10 protein-coding genes are annotated in these 15,345 nt (G+C 71.2%); 2 read left to right on the top strand and 8 right to left on the bottom strand.

All coding sequences use genetic code 11. From position 1 onward, the window contains the following. Positions 1-2 precede the first annotated feature (2 nt). Positions 3-515 (bottom strand): transcriptional regulator NrdR, encoded by a 513-nt coding sequence (nrdR, locus tag PZB75_RS24575; RefSeq protein WP_275537461.1) that lies wholly within the window; start codon positions 513-515, stop codon positions 3-5. A gap of 486 nt (positions 516-1,001) precedes the next feature. Between nrdR and lexA the strand changes: the two genes are divergently transcribed. Then, positions 1,002-1,796, top strand: a complete 795-nt coding sequence (gene lexA, locus PZB75_RS24570; protein ID WP_275537460.1) for a transcriptional repressor LexA — start codon at positions 1,002-1,004, stop codon at positions 1,794-1,796. A 210-nt stretch (positions 1,797-2,006) separates the two neighbouring features. Here lexA and PZB75_RS24565 read toward each other — a convergent pair whose 3' ends face one another. From PZB75_RS24565 to PZB75_RS24545, 5 genes are all read right to left on the bottom strand, one after another. Continuing rightward, the gene (locus tag PZB75_RS24565; RefSeq protein ID WP_275537459.1) at positions 2,007-3,977 is read right to left on the bottom strand and encodes an ATP-dependent DNA helicase; all 1,971 of its coding nucleotides are present in this window, start codon (positions 3,975-3,977) and stop codon (positions 2,007-2,009) included. 38 nt (positions 3,978-4,015) lie between these two features. Further along, on the bottom strand, positions 4,016-6,025 hold the full coding sequence (locus PZB75_RS24560; protein ID WP_275537458.1) for an IucA/IucC family siderophore biosynthesis protein: 2,010 nt from the start codon (positions 6,023-6,025) through the stop codon (positions 4,016-4,018). A gap of 60 nt (positions 6,026-6,085) precedes the next feature. Next, the gene (locus PZB75_RS24555; RefSeq protein ID WP_275537457.1) at positions 6,086-6,877 is read right to left on the bottom strand and encodes a GNAT family N-acetyltransferase; all 792 of its coding nucleotides are present in this window, start codon (positions 6,875-6,877) and stop codon (positions 6,086-6,088) included. A 70-nt stretch (positions 6,878-6,947) separates the two neighbouring features. Further along, positions 6,948-8,849, bottom strand: coding sequence for an IucA/IucC family protein (locus PZB75_RS24550; protein ID WP_275537456.1), 1,902 nt, complete (start codon positions 8,847-8,849; stop codon positions 6,948-6,950). Positions 8,850-8,875: 26 nt separating this feature from the next. Next, positions 8,876-10,276, bottom strand: coding sequence for a diaminobutyrate--2-oxoglutarate transaminase family protein (locus PZB75_RS24545; protein WP_275537455.1), 1,401 nt, complete (start codon positions 10,274-10,276; stop codon positions 8,876-8,878). A gap of 318 nt (positions 10,277-10,594) precedes the next feature. Here PZB75_RS24545 and PZB75_RS24540 point away from each other — a divergent pair, with 318 nt between their 5' ends. Continuing rightward, complete coding sequence (locus PZB75_RS24540; RefSeq protein WP_275537454.1) at positions 10,595-11,821, top strand: hypothetical protein; 1,227 nt, start codon at positions 10,595-10,597, stop codon at positions 11,819-11,821. A 219-nt stretch (positions 11,822-12,040) separates the two neighbouring features. Here the strand turns inward: PZB75_RS24540 and hflX are convergent, their stop codons facing one another. Next, entirely contained in the window at positions 12,041-13,564 is a 1,524-nt protein-coding gene (gene hflX / locus PZB75_RS24535) for a GTPase HflX (RefSeq protein WP_275537453.1), read from the bottom strand. Between the two features lie 236 nt (positions 13,565-13,800). Then, positions 13,801-15,252: a M1 family metallopeptidase gene (locus PZB75_RS24530; RefSeq protein ID WP_275537452.1), complete on the bottom strand. Its 1,452-nt coding sequence runs from the start codon at positions 15,250-15,252 to the stop codon at positions 13,801-13,803. Between the last annotated feature and the right edge of the window lie 93 nt (positions 15,253-15,345).

Raw genomic sequence — 15,345 nt, 5'->3', positions numbered from 1 at the left:
GCTCAGTCGGCGGCGACGGCGGGCGCGGGGACCTCAAGGATCTCGCCCTGCCCGTGTTGTCCTGCGGGAGGCCGCTGCTCGCGCAGCTCCGCGATGGCGGCCTCGAAGTCCTCAAGTGTGTCGAACGCCCGGTAGACGGACGCGAAACGCAGGTACGCGACGAGGTCGAGTTCCTGCAGCGGGCCGAGTATGGCCAGACCCACGTCGTGGGTGGTCAGCTCGGCACTGCCGGTGGCGCGCACCGCTTCCTCGACCCGTTGGCCGAGCTTGGCGAGGGCGTCCTCGGTGACCGGCCGCCCCTGGCACGCCTTGCGCACACCGGAGATGACCTTGGTACGGCTGAAGGGTTCGGTCACGCCGCTGCGCTTCACGACCATCAGCGAGCAGGTCTCCACCGTGGTGAAACGGCGGGAGCAGTCGGGGCACTGCCGACGTCGTCGGATCGAGGTGCCGTCGTCGGTGGTGCGACTGTCCACGACCCGGCTGTCGGGGTGCCTGCAGAAGGGGCAGTGCATGGCTCCCAACCCTCCTTCACAGCGCGACTGAATGGCCTCTTCCGGTCCTGTCGGGGACCTTCGAAGCTGGCACCAGCATAGGCGATGACCACGAGTCCGACTGACCCGGGACCACTACTTCTGGGCGGCCGGAACAATCCAACCACTAGATCTAGGGTTTTGCCGCCCAACCGGCCCCGGCGCGTGTCGCGCCCGCCGGACGGTCGGCGGGTCGCGAGCGGCCGGGCAAGAGATTACGGGAAATGTTCGACCGCCGACTCCACCGGGGGCTGCCGGAGCCGCCACACGCACCCCCCGCACCGGTGCGGCACCGCCCGAGGCTAGCCTCGGAGACACGGTCGCCGACCGCTCCGGCCCTCTCGCATACACCCATCAGAGCACCGGCAACAGCCTTTCATTCGTTTTTCACTCGAACGTGTGTTTGGCGCAACCTTTCGAAAGCTACTACCGTTGTCCAGCTAGGGAGACCATTCGAGAGGGGCCGACGTGACCACCACCGCAGACAGTGCCACCATCACTGCCCAGGACCGCTCCCAGAGCCGACTCGAGCCGGTGCATGCCATGAATGACTCAGTCACACATACGGACGGACAGGAGCCCGCGCGACCAGCGCGCTCGCTCCCCGGCCGACCTCCGGGAATCCGGGCGGACAGCTCAGGACTCACGGACCGGCAGCGCCGAGTGATCGAGGTCATCCGGGATTCCGTGCAGCGTCGGGGATATCCGCCTTCCATGCGGGAGATCGGTCAGGCGGTGGGCCTGTCCAGCACGTCCTCCGTCGCCCATCAGCTGATGGCTCTGGAACGCAAGGGCTTCCTCCGCCGCGACCCCCACCGCCCCCGGGCGTACGAGGTACGCGGCTCGGACCAGCCCAGCCCGCAGCCGACCGACACCACCGGGAAGCCGGCCGCTTCGTACGTTCCCCTGGTCGGCCGGATCGCGGCCGGCGGGCCGATCCTCGCCGAGGAATCAGTCGAGGACGTCTTCCCGCTCCCCCGCCAGCTGGTCGGCGACGGCGAGCTGTTCGTCCTGAAGGTCGTCGGTGACTCGATGATCGAGGCGGCGATCTGCGACGGTGACTGGGTCACCGTGCGTCGACAGCCGGTCGCGGAGAACGGCGACATCGTGGCCGCGATGCTGGACGGCGAGGCCACGGTCAAGCGCTTCAAGCGGGAGGACGGCCATGTCTGGCTGCTTCCCCACAACTCCGCGTACCAGCCGATCCCCGGCGACGAGGCGACCATCCTCGGCAAGGTCGTGGCGGTGCTGCGGCGGGTGTGAAGGCCCGCCGACTCTGGACCGGACCCCGGGACCCGCTGCGCCGGTCCCGGGGTCCACCTGTGTCCGGGGACCACTGTGTACGGGGACTGTTCAAGGAGTCTCTCAGCCGGATTGGATCGGTACGCCCTCTCCCGCACCCACACGCGCCGACCGGCACATGTCGGTGACAGCCCTGGGTGCCGCTTCCGGCGCACACCGCCGGAAGCGCCACTACCGGTTGTCGGCCTTGGCGGTCGCGTCGATCGCCGCCAGCGAGCGACGCACCTGGTTGCGATCCGTGGTGAACCAGAAGTCCGGCAGCGAGGCACGCAGATAGCTTCCGTACCGCGCGTTGGCCAGTCGGGGATCGAGGACCGCCACCACTCCCCGGTCCCCCGTCGCCCGTACCAGACGCCCCGCACCCTGGGCCATCAGCAGCGCCGCATGGGTCGCCGCGACGGCCATGAATCCATTGCCCCCGGCCTCCTCCACCGCCTTCTGCCGTGCGCTCATCAGCGGATCGTCCGGACGCGGGAACGGAATCCGGTCCATGATCACGAGCTGACAACTCGGACCCGGGACATCGACGCCCTGCCAGAGCGACAGCGTGCCGAAGAGACAGGTCTCGGGGTCCGCGGCGAAGTTCTTGATCAACTCGCCCAGGGTTTCCTCGCCCTGGAGCAGGATGGGCTTGTCGAGCCGTCCTCGCAGCTCCTCCGCGGCGGCCTGGGCCGCCCGCATGGAGGAGAAGAGTCCGAGCGTCCGTCCGCCTGCGGCCTCGACCAGTTCGGCCAGCTCGTCCATCATGTCGCCGCGCGACCCCTCACGGCCGGGGTTGGCCAGGTGTCTGGCGACGTACAGGATTCCCTGCTTCGGGTAGTCGAAGGGCGACCCGACGTCGAGCCCCTTCCACTGCGGGACGTCGTCACCGGCGGTGCCCTCGGGGGCGAGGCCCAGCGAGGCACCCACCCCGTTGAAGTCCCCACCGAGCTTGAGGGTGGCGGAGGTGAGGACGACGGAGCGCTCGGCGAACAGCTTCTCCCGGAGCAGCCCGGACACGGAGAGCGGAGCGACCCGCACCGAGGCCCCGAACCGGTCGTGCCGCTCGTACCACACGACGTCGTACTCGGAGCCCTGCGTGATGCGCTCGGCCACCGAGTGGATGGACTCGACGGAGGCCAGGGCCTGCTTACGGACCGCGTCCTCGTCCTGGACCGACTTGTCGCGGGTGGCGCCCATCGCGGAGATCACCGTACGCGCCGCGTCGCGAAGCGCCATCAGGGCGTAGCCGAGGTCCTCCGGAACCTCTTCGAGGCGGCCGGGGAGGGCCAGCTCCATCACCCGCTCGAAGCTCTCGGCCGCCGTCTGGAGCGCGTCGGCGGCCTTCTCGTTGACCAGCTTCGCCGAGCGGCGCACCGCCCGGTTGACCTGTCCCGGAGTCAGCTCGCCGGTGGCCACACCGGTGACCCGGGAGACCAGTTCGTGGGCCTCGTCGACGATGAGCACCTCGTGCTGCGGAAGCACCGGCGCGCCTTCGATGGCGTCGATGGCGAGAAGGGCGTGGTTGGTGACGACCACGTCGGCCAGCTTGGCCTGCTCACGGGCCCGTTCGGCGAAACACTCCGCGCCGTACGCGCATTTGCTCGCGCCCAGGCATTCCCTGGACGATACGGACACCTGTGCCCAGGCGCGGTCGGACACCCCGGGCGTGAGGTCGTCGCGGTCCCCGGTCTCCGTCTCGTCCGACCAGTCCCGCATCCTCAGCAGGTCCTGGCCGAGCTTGCTCGTCGGCGCCGCCGCCTCGAACTGGTCGAAAAGCCCCTCCTCCTCGTCCTGCGGAGCGCCCTCGTGGAGGCGGTGCAGACAGAGGTAGTTCGACCGCCCCTTGAGCATCGCGAACTGCGGACGGCGGCGCAGCAGCGGCTGCAGGGCCTCGACGGTGCGCGGAAGGTCGCGCTCCACCAGCTGGCGTTGCAACGCCAGGGTCGCCGTGGCCACCACGACGCGTTCCCCGTGCGCCAGGGCGGGCACCAGATAGCCGAGGGACTTGCCCGTGCCGGTGCCGGCCTGGACGAGCAGATGGGCGTTGTCGTCGACCGCTTCGGCAACGGCCTCGGCCATGGTGACCTGGCCGGGCCGCTCCGTACCGCCGACGGCGGTGACGGCGGCGTGCAGGAGCTCGGGGAGGGATGGCTTCGTCATAGCCCGACCACCCTACGGGGCTCCACCGACAACGGCGATCACTCCCGGACTTCCCCGGCTGCGTGCAGCGGGTTGGGGACCGTGCCGTGGACGGCGGCGTGCGGACGCGTCGGCCGGTCCCGGTACCCGTCGAGATGCAGCCGGTTGCGGTTGAGACAGAGGCGCTCGATGCGTGGCGTCAGCATGTCGAACATCTCGAAGCGTTCCTTGAGCTCGGGAAAGCGGGCGTGGTGCCGGTGGATCTCCCCTCGGACGAGTGACCAGAAATCGGCCTCGGACACGCCGAGCTGTTCCTCGCACAGGGGCGACAGGTAGCGGAAGACGCCCACGAAGAGCCCGGAATGGATGAACTGGGTGAGGAAGGACGGTTCCTCGGTGAGGAGCACCCGGCGGACGTCCTCGGGCATCGAGGCGTGTTCGGGAAGCGGACGCGCGCTGACGTTGACGTCGTCGACGAAGTCCTTGATCGCCAGGCGTACCGGGACGTCCCGTTCGTCGAAGACGACGATGGCGTTCTCGCCGTGCGGGGAGAACACCGTGCCGTACCGGTACAGGAAGTGCAGTAACGGCGGCAGCAGCGCCGTGAAGAGACGTGTCAGCCAGACGGTGGGCGTCAGGCCCGAGCGCTCGACGAGTTCGGCGGTGAAGGCCCGGCCGTCGGGGTCGGTGTGGAGCAGCGAGGCGAGGGTGCGCGCGCGTTCGCCGGGGGCAAGCCGGGGCTGAAGGGGTTCGCGCCAGATGGCGCCGAGGATCTCCTTGAACTGGTACGGCGTCTCCGGGAGGTGGTCGTACAGCGGGTGCTCGACGGCCACGGACGCGACCTCGCCGAGGAGGATCGCCCCGCAGGTGTCCCGCAGGAACGGGTCCGTCTCGCAGAGACCCTGCATCCACCCGGTGACGGCGGGCGCGGCGAGCGTGCGCTCGGTCGGCAGCCCGCGCCAGACAAGGGTGTTGAGGATGGACAGCGGAAGCTTGACGGTGTGCCGGTCGGGCCGTCCCACATTGGCGAACGTGCGGATGGACTGCTGGGGCAGCCGGAGGTCGTCGTCGGCGTGCAGCGGGACGATGTCGCCCGCGGCGATGGCCGGGGCGAACAGCGGAACGATCCACTCGTCCCACTGCCAGGGGTGCACGGGGAAGCAGAGGAAGGTACGGGGGTCCCGGCCCCGGCCGCGCAGGACCGCGTCGAAGGACGCGCGGACCGAGGGATCGAGTTCCCGCCGGTAGAGGTCTTCGGGGTCGGCGAGGCCGGGCACCCCTCGGTAGCCGGCCATGCGGGTGCTGACGGCGATCCACGGCAGCCGGACCGGGTGGCGTGCTTCGGGGGCGTAGCGGGCGGCGTCGGTGGCGGAGAAGCCGAGGCGCCCCTTGTTGGCGACGAGCCAGGGGTGCCCGGTCTGGTGCCCCTCCAGCTCGGCGTAGTCGAGGTCGGCGAGCCGGGCGGCGGGGAGCGCCGTGTGCGCGAGCCGGGCGTCAGCGGCGAGTGTGGCGGTGATCTCCCGGATGAGGTGCCCGAGGGTGGCTCCGTCGAGCCCGAGGAGAGCGCGGGCGCGGGCCAGGAACTGGAGGGGATCGCGGAAGGGGGTGGCCGGGTCACTGACGGCCGCGTATCCGGTGGCGCGATCATCGAGGGGCGCCTGCTCCTCGGCCGGGGGGCGGGGTGCGCCGGGCGGTGCGGCGGGCTCCCCGACCCGGATCGAGTCCGGCGCGACCTGCCAGCTGTCGTACACCCCGCGCCGGGCGCGGAAGCTCAGGAGTGCGCCGTCGTCCAGCCGGAGCGTGTGGATGCCGGTCCGGGCGCCCGGAGCCGTCCCGCCCTCCGGGGCGGCCGGGCGTCTCCGCACTTCCCGTCCCGGCTCCTCCCGTTCGGTCCGCCCTGCGGCGTCGGTCCACGGGATCGGCTCGATGATCTCCTCGTACGCGAATTCGCCGAGCATCTTCGCCAGCAGGCGGGCCGCGGTCCGGTCCCAGACGGACCGGTTCAGTTCCGGGGTGGCGAGTGGAGCGGCGGGCTCCGCCGCGTCACGGCCGGCGGGATATTTCGGCACGGGGACTCCTCGGGGTGGAACCGATGGGGTTCGAGCGGTGTGGTGCGTGCGTCGTCTCGTTCACAACAGGGCCCGGTGGGCTCGGTCGCGGATCATCAGGGCGGCTCGCTTGTCGGGTAGTTCGACCTCCGCGGAGAAGCGGAAGCCGGCGCTCAGGAAGGCGGAGACGGAAGGGGTGTTGCGGAGGTCGGGTTCCGCGACCACGCGCGCGCACCGGGGCCGGTTGTCGAGCACGAGATCGGCGACGGCCCGGAGCAGGGTGGTGCCGACGCCCCGGCCGCGGTCGCTCACACCGCCGATGAGGAGGTGGATGCCCGTGTCGTGGGGGCGGGCGGGGTAGTGGCGCGCGAGGGGGTCGAGATCGGCGCGGTAGATCTCCCAGTAGCTCATGGGGGTACCGTCCAGCACGCCGAGGCAGGGGACGCTGCGTCCGTCGCCGTCGAGCTGGGACCGCAGATGGGCGGCCGTGACGGATTCGGGTCCGGCGAGTTCCCAGAAGGCGGCCACGGCCGGATCGTTCATCCAGCGGCTGATGGCCGCCACATCGCGTCGCGGTCGTACGGGGACGAGCTGGAACACGCCTGCCGGGGTCGTCACCGGCCGCCATTGGGCGGGGCCGTCGAGGAGTCCGGCGCCGCCCGGCCGTAACTCCGCTCCGGCGCCGGGCGCTTGAGGGAGTGTCGCGGGCCGGACGGGGGGCGGCGGGCCAGGCGTGGCGGGTCGCGGCGCGCCGTCCGCGAACAGGGCGAGGAGTTCTTCGGAGAGCTGTAGGTCCAGGGTGTCCTCGGTGCCCGTGCCGGCCTGTGGGGCAGGGCCGGTTCCGGTGTCGGGGTGCGCGTCGGCGGGAGGCACGGTGCCGCTCTCCTCTCGTGGTGTCAGGTGGTCGGGTTCCTTGTGCGTGCGGAGGGGGCGGTCGTGTTCCTCATGCGTGCAGGGGGTTGGCGATGGTGACGTAGACGGACTGGGTGTCGACGGGACCGACGAGTTCGTCGAGGCCGTGCAACCGGGTCAGCAGGTTGGCCTTGCACCGCAGTTGTGCGGCCTCCAGCAGATGGGCGGGGAGCGGGGAGCCGAGTTCCGTCGCCCCGGTCAGGAAGCGGCGGAACGCGGCGATGAGCATGTGTTCGTCGGCGAGCTGCTGGGCACCGAACGCCCCGATCAGACCGAGGACGTTGTTGATGCCGAGGTAGTAGGCGAAGCGTTCGTCGGTGACGGCGTCGGAGACGAAGGTGTCGCTCACCGATCCGATGCCGGGCAGACTGTGTTCGAGCGCGGTTCGGTGGGACTCCCGGAAGTAGTAGCCCTGATTGTCACGGTAGCGACCGCCGATGGGCCAGCCGTCGGGGTCGAGCAGCACCAGGGTGTTCTGCTGGTGGGCTTCGAGCGCCACCCCCGCCGCGCCGTCGAGCCAGAGCACCGGCCGTACGACGTGGTCGAGGTAGCGCAGGAACCACTCGGCGGCCACGGCGCCGGTCGTCCTGCCGGTGCGTACGGCGAGCCCTCGGACGATCTCCGTGAGCCGCGAGCGCATACCGGCCCGGTTCGGCCAGGGGCGCGGTGCGGTGAGCCCGGCGACACAGACGGCGTCGTCCTCGGGACCGAACGGATTCTGGCGCACCATCACGTCGAGGCCGTGCACGGGCTCACCGTCCCGGGTGTCGACGGCCAGCCAGGCGGGGTCCCGGATGATGTCGAAGCCCGGGTGGACGGCGTGCCACTGCGCGGCGAGCCCCGCGTCGAGGAGCCGGTGGACCTCGACCCCACGGTGGAGTTCCTTGCGGAGGTTCTCGCGCCGTGAGTTGGTGATGCGTACGCCGAAGGAGAGCTTGAGCATGACGTTCGCACCGGGGCGGTGAACGGTACGGACCGAGGAGGTGGGGTGCCAACGTTCACCGTGCGGTCCGAGGTCGTGCAGAAGGCCGGCGTCGAGGAGGGCGGTGACCTCGGGGCGGTGGCCCAGGTCCCGGGCCTGCCAGGGGTGCAGCGGCAGGGGGACGGTGCCGGCGGGCAGCCGCAGCCCTTCGGCGTGCGGGGCGATGAGTTCCGTGGCCGGTACGGGGCGGTCGCCGTCCCGCCACGACGACTCCCCGGCCAGTACGGACCGGTCGACCGCCATCCAGTGCAGCGGGAAGGAGCCGTGCGACTCGGGTGCGTAGAGGCGCGATTCGGCGTCGGACAGTCCCTCGCGGCTCTTCGGGGTGGGGTGCATCGGGTGTCCGAGCACGAGTGACTGCTCGGCGCTGAGGAAGAGGTCCGTGTCGGCGGGGTCGCCGGGTGAGCTGCGCCGTTCGGCGATGAAGCAGGCCGTGCGCCGGACCGAGTCGGCCACCCGGCCCACCAGGTCGGAGCCCTCGCCGTGCCCGGATTCGCGGCTGATGAGCGCCGCGACGGTGACGGCGTCGACGGTCGGGGCGCCGTCGGGAACGCCTTCCAGGACGGGGCGGCCGAAGCGGTGCCAGCCGGTCGGGGACCAGTAGAGGACGGGAACGAGCAGCGCGGTGCCGCTGGCGGGCAGGGGAAGCCGGAGAATCTTCCGGTCGGGCGCGGAAAGGCCGTTCTCCCGGACCCAGCAGCGGAGCAGGTTCTCGACGCCCGCGGTGTCGGCGGCCCTGGCCGGGTCGGGGTGGTCGAGTAGGTCGTCGTCCGGCGGCGGACCGGCCAGGGCCGCGTGCTGGGCGCGCCGGTCTCCGCTGGGCCCTTCCTTCTGGCGCGGCACGGTCGTCACCTCGACCGCGAGCGGGCCGGCGGGCCCGTCCGGGTCCCGGTACGGGCCGGAGGAAGGGCCGTCGGCCTCGGGCGCGTCGGGAGCGGGGGTGGGGTTCACGGCGGTCTTCCTTGTGAGGGTCCGGGTCAGTGGTCCGACCCGGTCGCGGTCCGGCGGTACGGAGAGCGTTCGGCGGCTGCCAGGGCGTCGGCGAGACGGTCGACGACCGCGGTCGCCTGTTCGTCGGTCAGCGTGAGGGGTGGGAGCAGGCGGACGACCGCGCAGTGGCGTCCGCCGAGTTCCACGATGAGTCCGCGACGCAGACACTCCTGCTGAACGGCCGCCGCGAAGTCAGGTGCGGGTGGCGGGGCGGTGTCCTCGATGCCGTCGCCGGAGGCGTCGGCGCGCGGTGCGGCCTCGGGGTCGACGAGTTCCATCCCGATCATGAGGCCGCGGCCCCGGACGTCCCCGATCGACGGATGAGCCGTGGCGAGCCCCTGGAGCCGGGCCGTCATGCGGGCGCCGAGGGTCGCCGCGCGCGCGGCGAGCCCGTTCTCCCGTACGTGGGCGAGGGTGGCCGCGCCGGCCGCCATGGCGAGTTGGTTGCCACGGAACGTACCGGCGTGCGCTCCCGGCCGCCAGGTGTCGAGCTCCGAGCGGTAGACGATCACGGCGAGGGGGAGGGAGCCGCCGATCGCCTTGGAGAGCACCATGACGTCGGGCACGATGCCGCTGTGCTCGACCGCCCAGAACGCGCCGGTCCGGCCGACGCCGGTCTGCACCTCGTCGGCGATCAGCGGGATGGAGCGGTCGGCGGTGATCTGTCGCATCCGGCGCATCCACGCGTCGGGGGCCGGGTTGACCCCGCCCTCGCCCTGCACCGGTTCCACGATCATTCCGGCGGGCGTGGGCACCCCGCCCTTGGGGTCGTCCAGGAGGTTCCGCGTCCAGCGGGCGGCGATCGTGGCGCCCCGCTCGCCACCGATCCCGAACGGGCAGCGGTAGTCGAGCGGGAACGGGAGACGGGTCACCTGGATGTCGGTGGCGCCGCCGGAGGCCCCGAGCGCTCCGGCCGTCATCCCGTGGTACGCGCCGGTGAAGGCCAGGAGCCCGCCGCGTCCGGTCGCGTTGCGGACCAGTTTGAACGCCGCTTCGACGGCGTCCGTGCCGGCCGGTCCGCAGAACTGGATGCGCGCGTTGTCGGCCAATCCCCGCGGCAGCGTGCTGAAGAGCTCCGTGGTGAAGGCGTCCTTGACCGGGGTCGCGAGATCGAGGACGTGCAGCGGCGCTCCGGAGTCGATGACCTTCTTGATCGCTTCCAGCACCACCGGGTGGTTGTGGCCGAGCGCCAGCGTGCCCGCGCCGGAGAGACAGTCGAGGTAGCGCCGACCGTCGGCACCCTCGATGGTCATCCCCCGGGCCCGTACCGGCACGATCGGCAGCGACCGCGCGTAGGTGCGGGCCGCCGACTCGCGCGACGACTGGCGGCGCAGAATCCCCTCGTGGGCAGCGGCCGACGCCACCGGAGCTGGTTCGGTCAGGGCCACGGTGTCGATCCTCCCGCGGTTGCAGTTGTGTTGCACGACGGTACGTTGCCTGAACAGAGGGGTGCCCGGATGAACTCTTCCCTCGTGTCCCCCTTACGTACCAACGACGCGGGGCACGAAGGATCACGGGTAAATCGGAAGATCCTTGCGGAGGGGAACCGTGGCCCTGCCGACCGCCGTCCCCATCGGCAACGGCATAGTGGGGGCCGGACTCCGGCATCGGGCGGCACCGCCGGAGTCCGCCGTGTGCGGCCGGCAGCCCGGTTGCCGTGCGGTACAGAAGTGACGAGTGACGAAGTCCCAGGGGGATCTCCGAAGATGCGACCGATACGCCCAGGTTCCACCGCACGCCGTGGGAGCGGCGCCCGCCGCGGGCCCTCCCCCGTGTTCGCCGCCGCGGCCGTGGCCGCCCTTCTCGCCCTGACCGCCACCGCGTGCGGTCCGGACGAGGACGGTGGGGACGCCGGGGACAAGCCGAGCGGTTCCGCCGGTCAGTCGCACGGCAGGATCACTGTTCCGGACGATCTGAAGGACCGGCTCAAGCAGCACGGGATCGATCTCGGCAAGTGGAAGAACGGCGAGTGGAAGAACTGGGACAAGGACAAGTGGCTGCGTGAGGCCAAGGACTTCGTGAACCCGGTCATCGAGGACCTCTGGGACCCGGACCGGATGCGCGACGCCGACAAGTCCCCGGAGAAGCCCGTCGACAACGACATCTCCGGCGACAAGGGCGTGACGGACCCGACGCCGGCGCCCGTACCGGCCGTGTCCGTGCCGACGCCGTACCACGACAGCGCTCCCGAGTTCGGAAAGCTCTTCTTCGACGGGCCCCAGGGATCGATGGTCTGCTCCGCGACCGTGGTCCAGGACCCGGCGCACCCGGGCAGGTCCAACATGGTGTGGACCGCCGGACACTGCGTGCACGCGGGCAAGAAGGGCGGCTGGTACCGCAACATCGCCTTCGTCCCGTCGTACAACAACGACGGTCTGTCGATGGCTGGTCTGCGGGGCGCGGCGAAGGAGAAGGTCGCCCCCTACGGCATCTGGTGGGGCGACTGGGCGCAGACGTCCGACCAGTGGATCGGCGAGGGCGCCTCGGTCGGCGGCCAGGGCGCTCCGTACGACTTCGCGGTGCTGCACGTCACCCCGGAGAAGGGGTCGACGGACAAGTCCCTGGAGGAGACGGTCGGCGCGGCGTTGCCGGTCGACTTCGACGCGCCGGCCGTGTCCGGGATCGGGAACCTGAAGGCGACCGGTTTCCCGGCGGCTCCGCCGTTCGACGGGCAGAGGCAGTTCCGGTGCGAGGACGCTCCCGGCCGCCTCTCGGTCGTGAAGGACGACCCGACGATGTACCGCATCGGGTGCACCATGACCGGTGGTTCGTCCGGTGGCGGCTGGGTGGCGAAGGGCCGGGACGGCAAGCCGGCGCTGGTCTCCAACACCTCCATCGGCCCGGTGAACGCCGGTTGGCTGGCAGGACCGCGGCTCGGTCCGGAGGCCAGGAGCGTCTACGACTCGGTGAGCGAGAAGTACGCCGGGCGGTGACCAGTACGGGCGGTCCGTGACTCGGGCCCGTGGGCCCGGTCCCCCGGCCCGAGCGGTGCTCCGGCACCAGCGGCACGGCGCCGCCCGGCCGGCCCCCGGCAACGCCCGAAGGCCCGCTCCCTCGATACCGAGGGAGCGGGCCTTCGTTCTTCCGTGTGGCCGGCGTCGTGCGCGGCCGTTCCCACGTGGTGGGCCGACGGCCCGCCGTCCGTACGGACGTCAGTGGGCCACGGGGACGAACGAGCCGAGTTCCGCGGCCAGTTCCTCGTGCACCCTGGCCTTGATCAGTGTGCCCTCCGGGGTGTGTTCCTCGGAGATCAACTCGCCCTCGGCGTGCACCCGGGAGACCAGTGCGCCCTGGATGTAGGGCACCAGGACCTCGATCTCGACGGACGGGTGCGGCAGTTGGGCGTCGATGAGCGCCAGCAGTTCGTCGATGCCCTCGCCGGTACGCGCCGAGACGGCGATCGCGTGCTTCTCGATCCGCAGCAGCCGCTGGAGCACGACCGGGTCCGCCGCGTCGGCCTTGTTGATCACCACGATCTCGGGCACGTCCAGCGCGCCCACGTCACGGATGACCTCACGGACCGCCGCCAGCTGCTCCTCCGGCACCGGATGGGAACCGTCCACCACGTGCAGGATCAGGTCGGACTCGCCGACCTCCTCCATCGTGGACCGGAACGCCTCGACGAGGTGGTGCGGCAGATGCCGTACGAACCCGACGGTGTCGGCCAGGGTGTACCCCCGGCCGCTCGGCGTCTCGGCCCGGCGGACGGTCGGGTCGAGAGTGGCGAACAGCGCGTTCTCCACCAGCACACCCGCGCCGGTCAGCCGGTTGAGGAGCGAGGACTTGCCCGCGTTGGTGTACCCGGCGATCGCCACCGAGGGCACCTTGTGGCGCTTGCGCTCCTGCCGCTTGAGATCGCGGCCGGTCTTCATCTCCGCGATCTCCCGGCGCATCTTCGCCATCTTCTCGCGGATACGGCGCCGGTCCGTCTCGATCTTGGTCTCACCGGGGCCACGCGTGGCCATCCCGCCACCGCCACCGCTGGAACCGCCACCACCCATCTGACGGGACAGCGACTGACCCCAGCCACGGAGCCTGGGCAGCATGTACTGCATCTGGGCCAGCGAGACCTGCGCCTTGCCCTCACGGGACTTGGCGTGCTGCGCGAAGATGTCGAGGATCAGGGCCGTGCGGTCGACGACCTTGACCTTGACGACGTCCTCCAGGTGGATCAGCTGTCCCGGGCTGAGCTCACCGTCGCAGACGACGGTGTCCGCCCCGGTCTCCAGCACGATGTCGCGCAGCTCCAGTGCCTTGCCCGAACCGATGTAGGTGGCCGGGTCGGGCTTGTCACGGCGCTGGAACACCGCGTCGAGGACCACGGCACCGGCCGTCTCGGCGAGTGCCGCCAGCTCCGCGAGGGAGTTCTCCGCGTCGAGCACGGTCCCGGAGGTCCAGACACCGACCAGCACGACGCGCTCCAGGCGCAGCTGTCGGTACTCGACCTCGGTGACGTCCTCGAGTTCGGTGGAGAGCCCCGCGACCCGTCGCAGCGCCGCTCGCTCGGAGCGGTCCAGCTGCTCGCCGTCGCGCTCCCCGTCGATGTCGTGGCTCCAGGCGACGTCCTCTTCCATCAGGGCGTCCGCCCGAAGGCTTTCGTTGAGGCTCTCGGTGGTGTTCTCCGTGGCGCTCCGCGCGTTCCGCGCGTCCTGGGGAAGGGAAGAAGAGGAGGTCATTGCATCCTTAAGTCGATGGGTTCCGCTGTATCTGTCACAACGCGTGACGTCCCCGGATGATTCCCGCGGGCGGAGGCCACCGGGGCGGCCGGTCCGGCTGTCGAGCCGGCATGCCGATAGTGACATGCCCCCGCCCGGCCCGTCACTCCGGTTTACGCCGTGCGCGACGGACGGCGTGAACCGCTCCCCTCACAGGTCACCGGATGACGGGGTACGCAGGTCGCCGCGTCCGCGGCTCACCGGGTCTGCGGGCGCGCGCTGCGCCAGTCACGGTGTCCGGGCATCGGCGGGGTCCTCTTCGCGTACAGCCACCCCTTGAAGAACGCGGTCAGGTCCCGTCCGGCGGTCTTCGACGCCAGCGCGGTGAAGTCGGCCGTGGTGGCCGATTCGTCGCGGTACTCGCGCACCCAGCTCCGCTCCAGCCGGCCGAAGGCGTCCGGGCCGATCTCCTGGCGCAGCGCGTAGAGGATCAGGGCGCTGCCGTCGTACACCACCGGCCGGAACAGACTGATCTTCTGTCCCCTGGCCGGGGCCGCGGGACGGGCCGGCGGCCCCCCGTCGGCCCGCCAGTTGTCGGACATGTCGTACGCGGCCCGCATCCGGCGCTCCATCGGCTGCTTGCCGAACTCCTCGGCGTAGCGGGCCTCGTACCAGGTGGCGTGGCCCTCGTTCAGCCAGACGTCGGACCACGCGCGCGGCGAGACGCTGTTGCCGAACCAGTGGTGGGACAGCTCGTGCACCATGACCGAGTCGCGGTACCACTCGGGGTAGGAGGAGTTGGTGAACAGCGAGCGTTCGAAGAGCGTCAGCGTCTGTGTCTCCAGCTCGAAGCCGGTCTCCGTGTCGGCGATCAGCAGGCCGTACGTCTCGAAGGGGTACGGGCCGACCTGCCGCTCCATCCATTCCAGCTGGCCCGGGGTCTTCTTCAGCAGCGGTTCCAGCTTCGCCCGGTCGGCGACCGGCACGACGTCGCGCACGGGCAGTCCGTGGGGCCCTGTGCGGGGCACGACGGCGGAGCGGCCGATGGAGACCTGGGCCAGCTCGGTGGCCATGGGGTGCTCGGTCCGGTACGTCCAGGTGGTGTCGGAGCCGTGCGAGGACTTCCCGGCGGGCAGTCCGTTGGCCACCACCGTGAGCGCCTTGGGCGCCGTGACCCGGAAGGTGAACAGCGCCTTGTCGGAGGGATGGTCGTTGCCCGGGAAGACCCGGTGGGCGGCGTCCGCCTGGTTGGCCATGGCCAGTCCGTCGGCGGTGCGCAGCCAGCCGCCGCTGTCGCGGTCGCCGTTCGGGTCGCTGGTGTGCCGGACGGTGATCCGCAGCGGGGCCCCGGCGGGAAGCGTGCCGGGTGCCCGCACGACCAGGTCCTCGTCCGTGACGGCGAACTCGGCCGGGGCGCTGTTGACCTCGACGGACCGTACCGTGCCACGGGCGAAGTCGAGGTTGATCCGGTCCAGCGGTGCGGTGGTCGTGGCGTCGATCTTGGTGACCGCTTCGAGCGGCCTGGTGTTGTCGCCCCGATAGGTGAAAGAGATGTCGTACGAACGGACGTCGTACCCGGGATTGCCCAGGTGCGGGAAGAGCGGGTCCCCGATCCCCAGTGGTTCGGGCGCGGGGAGGGTGGCGGCGACGAGGGTGACCGACGCGGTGGCCAGCAGGGCGGCGCGCAGTCGGCGGGAGGTGAGCGGCATGGTCTACGGCTATCAGCGACGACCGCCCGCACGGGCGCGGCGCGCTCCGGGCCACCCGAACGAGGAGCGGGCGGGGCGGGCGCCCCGCGGCTC

This window comes from Streptomyces sp. AM 4-1-1 (genome assembly GCF_029167625.1).
In the GTDB taxonomy this organism is placed as follows: Bacteria; Actinomycetota; Actinomycetes; order Streptomycetales; family Streptomycetaceae; genus Streptomyces.
Note: the sequence above shows the minus strand (reverse complement) of the source record. Positions and strands in the feature narration are given on the sequence as shown.